Genomic DNA, 4,877 nt, shown 5'->3' on the forward strand with positions numbered 1-4,877 from the left:
ACAGCTTGAATACAAGTGTCAATGGTACGGATCTGAGTTGGTAGTCATTGATAGATTTTTTCCATCGTCAAAGACTTGCTCAAACTGTGGTCACGTTCAAGATATGCCATTAAATCTGAGAACTTATGATTGTCCAGAGTGTGGTAGGTCAATAGATAGAGATTTAAACGCCAGTATAAATTTGAGAGATGCGGTAGGCTTGACCGTGAATGCTTGTGGATGAGTAACCGCCGACGGCCTCAGTTGTTCGCGCAGCGTTGCGTCAGCAAAGCAGGAAGTAAACAGTAAAATATCATATTATGACGTTTTATATCGGTTTTATGAAGCAACAGAAAGACTTTTAGCAGCACAAAAGGATGGAAGAAAAATAGCAGTTAAAATTAAAACTTTTCTCAAGCCTTCGGCTGTTTCTGAATTTCACACAGTTTTGGGACAATTCCTGAATTATCGCTTTGCTCTTCATGCAGAAGATCCAGGGCGAATACTATACCTGGCTATTCCTGTTGAAATTTATGAGACTTTCTTTGCTCGTCGTTTGTCCAACTTATTAGCCAAGAATATCAATTAAAATTGATTGTATTCGATTCAGTGAATGAGGAAATTTTGCAATGGCAAAACTAGACGAATATCGGCATCTTGTCAAAGAAATTCTCACCGAATACAGCAGCCACAAACCTGCTTATGGTGAAGTAGAAGTGGAATTAATTTTTGATACAGAAAGAGACCGTTATCAACTTGTCCATACAGGATGGAATAAACATCGCCGTATTTATGGTTCAACTATTCATATTGACCTTAAAGGTGACAAGATTTGGATTCAAAATGATGGTACAGAAGTTGGCATTGCCAATGTTTTAGTTGAGCGCGGTGTATCTCCACAAGATATTGTTTTGGCCTATCATGCACCATATCTAAGAGAGTATACAGATTTTGCAGTATGTTAAACAATCTTTTTTGTTATGTATAAATGGAAAGCCTTTGCAAATATATTGAGACCTGGAAATAGAGTGTATTTCTTAGAATTTTTTCCTGACAACAAAGCCATTTCATCAACTAAAAATAAATCAGTTCCAAAACCTTTAAGGAAAACTCCAATAATGCCATTTGGGCAGAAAATATTTTAACTAATAAAGAACAATGACAACAACTCTCGCTACTTCTGATACTGCCTTAGCAACTATTCAAGCAGCTTTACCAATCGATCCACAATCTTATATTATTAGCGATCGCTCTACCGGATTAATTGTTGTAGATGTAATTAATGGTTTTTGCACTGTTGGGTGTGGCCCCTTAGCACCGCAAGTACCCAACGAACAAATTACCACTATGGTCTCAGAAAGCGATCGCCTAGCAAGAACTTTTGTTGAACAAGGTTGGCCAGTTTTAGCCTTTTTAGATACCCATGAACCAGGAAAACCAGAACCTCCTTATCCCCCTCATTGTGAAAAGGGAACTGGAGAAGAAGAGCTTGTCCCAGAACTTAAATGGTTATACGATAATCACCTAACAACATTAGTTCCCAAGGACTGTATTAATGGATTTATCGGTTCTATTGAGGCTAATACTCAGCGTAATGTATTGTTAAACTGGATAAATCAATACAAACTGGAAGTCTTAGTTGTGGTGGGAATTTGCACTGATATATGTGTGATGGATTTTGTTGTAACTATTCTGTCGGTTCGTAATCATGGTTTAGTGCCTACTTTAAAAAATGTGGCTGTATATGAAAAAGGTTGTGCTACCTTTGACCTCACAGCAGAAATGGCAGAAGAACAAGGTTTACCAAAAACCGCTATTCATCCACAAAAAGTATCACACCATATCGGATTATATAAAATGGCCGAACGTGGTGCATTTATTGCTTCTACGATTGAACTGTAGAAGATGATCGACTGTTATAGAACCCCTAAGCGTATCTTTTATTGAAATAGAAAAGCTTTAGGAAAGCCATTTTCAGGAGCCTAACAACTATAAGGGTTCAAGAGACCAAAAAATCATGAAAAATGACTGCCAGAATCATAAAGCCCAGGTGGGTATTGAACTTGTAACTTCTTAAATAGACATAGGCGTAAAAATCAAAAATAAAATCAATTCTCAAACATAAATTATCAATTATTTCCCCTCCACGGTCGGGGTTGGGGGTGGGTTCCCTACTGCCTACTCCCTCTTTTCTGGAGATGTCTAATAGATACCAAATGGCTTCTATAAAGTAGGATTTTTCAGTATTGAAAACTAAGTTAGGCTGCAACACTGTATTGATGATAAGCTTCAACAATTACAGCATTTTTCGAGTTGATAAGTTACAAAGTTTGATGCTTTGAGGGAATAGGGAATAAAAATTTATAGATACACCTTAAATAGTACCTTACTATCTTGAAATTTGCTGTATTTACTCACATACTGTTAGAGTTAAAACTTAAACAGCTAATATCAAATCCGGTAGCATCGGTGTAATAAGATAGTGAATCAGAATCCAAAATTTCCTACGGAATGCTACGCAAACAGAAGAGAAGAGAAATCAGAATTCTTTCCGCTCTGAGTGAAGATAGAATATTTTTTTATACCGAATTAAACGGAACGGATTTGATATCAAAACTCAAACCGAAACATAATAACCTCTGAATATAAATATAAGTTACTCTAAACAATTTTTGATTCATAACCGAAAAAATTGTAAAAAAGTAGCTGATTTTTGAGAAAGCAATTATAATCTCCCTAATCTGTAGATAATGGGCAAACATTTTTCTCGTTCCCTCTTAATTGGAGGGGATGGTCTATTGCTATCTATAAATATTTATCTAAAATTTCTTATAGAAAAGCTTTGCTCAACAAAATTGTACATTGATTTATTCTATATCAAATAAGTAATTTTATACAAATGCCAAGATTACAATCTCCAAGTATTTCTCCTTACTTTGATGTTATAGTAGTAGGCTCGGGTGCCGCAGGACTTTATGCTGCACTTTGTTTACCTACTCATCTTAGAGTTGGTTTAGTTACTAAAGGTGTCATAAATATGGGTTCGAGTAACTGCGCTCAAGGAGGCATTGCTGCGGCCATTGACCAGTCCGACAACCCGAATTTGCATCTAGAAGATACCCTCAAAGCTGGTGCAGGTTTGTGTGACCCCGAATCCGTAAAATTTATGGTGGAAAGTGCAGAAGAAGCGATCGCTCATCTAGTAGAAATGGGTGTTGCTTTTGACCGCAAAGGAGAAAAATTGGCAATGACTTTAGAAGCTGCCCACTCACATCCTCGTGTACTTCACTCTGCAGATACTACAGGTCGAGCTATTATTGATACACTCGCAGCAAAAGTTTTGGAACGGCAAAACATTCAAGTGATTTCTCAGGCAGTAGCATTAAATTTATGGCTGACTCCACAAAAAAATCGCGTCCAAGGTATTAGTCTTCTTCATCAAAGTAAAATTCAGTGGTTAAAATCTTCTGTAGTTGTGCTGGCAACAGGTGGAGGCGGTCAAATATTTGCTCAAACAACTAACCCGGAAGTGAGTACCGGAGATGGAGTCGCAATAGCTTGGCGTGCGGGAGCTGTTTTACGAGATTTGGAATTTTTCCAATTTCATCCTACTGCTTTAACTAAACCAGGCGCTCCTCATTTTCTGATTAGTGAAGCTGTGCGGGGAGAAGGAGCACATCTAATTGATGTTCGTGGAAACCGTTTTGCTTTTGAATATCATCCTGCTGGAGAGTTAGCACCAAGAGATGTTGTCAGTAGAGCTATTTTTCATCACTTGCAAAAAACTACAGATGACCCCACCCAAGCTCATGTTTATTTAGATTTGCGACCTATTACTCCCGACCGCATTAGTTATCGTTTCCCCAATATTATCAATGTCTGCAAACAATGGGGTATTGATGTTTTTCAAGAACCTATTCCGGTTGCTCCTGCTGCTCATTATTGGATGGGCGGAATTGCTTGCGACTTAATGAGTCAAACCTCAATTCGTGGACTCTACGCTGTTGGAGAAACAGCAAGTACAGGGGTGCATGGAGCAAATCGTTTGGCGAGTAATTCTTTGTTAGAATGTTTAGTATTTGCTTCTCAACTATCTCGTATTGAAATTCAGCCAAATTTAGTTGCACCTAATTCTCAGGTATCGCAGGTAGACTTTGATTGGATTGGGGATATGGAACAGATAGAATTGGTTCGCCAAATGTTACCAAGTTTAATGTGGGAAAGTGCTGGTATCTCTCGTGAAAGAGAATTGTTAGATAGGGCGTTGCATAAAATTAATAATTGGCGAGAAAGTTTGGCAGATTTGGATGTAGTTCAATTTTTAACAAATCTATTACCTAACCAGATGATAGAGTTAAATTCGACTGATGCTGAACAACAGTTGCGGATGGTTACAGAAACGCTCAATCTTTTGGATCTAGGTTATTTAACTCTCAAAAGTGCTGCATGGCGGACTGAAAGCAGAGGTGGACATTATCGTAGCGATTATCCTCAAACTGCCGATCGTTGGAGAATACATACTTTGATACAGGGCGATCGCTTGTGGAAATCGCCAATGACGATTAATTCTGAAGAGTCAAAAATCAAAAGTATGGTAGTTGAGGCATAATATCAGTTTGAGAAATATTTGTTACCGAACAATTAATAATTACAGCCTATTCCATTCGACCAAGACAGCGGTCGTTTTGCTAGCGCATAACTACGTTAATGGCTGTCGCCGACATGTTTGCGGAGCATTCCGGACAGAAATTGCGCAGCTTCCCGTAGGGTGGGATGGCGAAGAAACTAGCTCTTGCAGAGCCGCTCCGCTTTTCATGTCGGCGACAGCCGAAACGCCATATCAAATCGATCAAGAGAATAAATTTTTTTCTTATTTGTCAATCCTCTCTCTTTTAGGG

5 protein-coding genes are annotated in these 4,877 nt (G+C 38.4%); all 5 read left to right on the top strand.

Annotated elements, in window-relative coordinates:
- The coding region (locus AC3DU7_RS25355; protein ID WP_488042058.1) for a zinc ribbon domain-containing protein at positions 1–223 on the top strand (223 nt) is incomplete at its 5' end.
- A 66-nt stretch (positions 224–289) separates the two neighbouring features.
- Complete coding sequence (locus AC3DU7_RS25360; protein WP_488042062.1) at positions 290–568, top strand: element excision factor XisH family protein; 279 nt, start codon at positions 290–292, stop codon at positions 566–568.
- Between the two features lie 40 nt (positions 569–608).
- Entirely contained in the window at positions 609–944 is a 336-nt protein-coding gene (locus AC3DU7_RS25365; protein WP_488042059.1) for an element excision factor XisI family protein, read from the top strand.
- A 193-nt stretch (positions 945–1,137) separates the two neighbouring features.
- Positions 1,138–1,881: an isochorismatase family protein gene (locus tag AC3DU7_RS25370; RefSeq protein ID WP_488042060.1), complete on the top strand. Its 744-nt coding sequence runs from the start codon at positions 1,138–1,140 to the stop codon at positions 1,879–1,881.
- 997 nt (positions 1,882–2,878) lie between these two features.
- The gene (gene nadB, locus AC3DU7_RS25375) at positions 2,879–4,588 is read left to right on the top strand and encodes an L-aspartate oxidase (RefSeq protein ID WP_488042061.1); all 1,710 of its coding nucleotides are present in this window, start codon (positions 2,879–2,881) and stop codon (positions 4,586–4,588) included.
- Positions 4,589–4,877 lie beyond the last annotated feature (289 nt).

It is taken from the genome of Okeania sp. (assembly GCF_983059655.1).

What these genes read in the sequence shown, in the direction of transcription:
- AC3DU7_RS25365 (WP_488042059.1), top strand. Translation starts at nt 609, where the DNA reads ATGGCAAAACTAGACGAATATCGGCATCTTGTCAAAGAAATTCTCACC.
- AC3DU7_RS25370 (WP_488042060.1), top strand. Translation starts at nt 1,138, where the DNA reads ATGACAACAACTCTCGCTACTTCTGATACTGCCTTAGCAACTATTCAA.
- nadB (WP_488042061.1), top strand. Translation starts at nt 2,879, where the DNA reads ATGCCAAGATTACAATCTCCAAGTATTTCTCCTTACTTTGATGTTATA.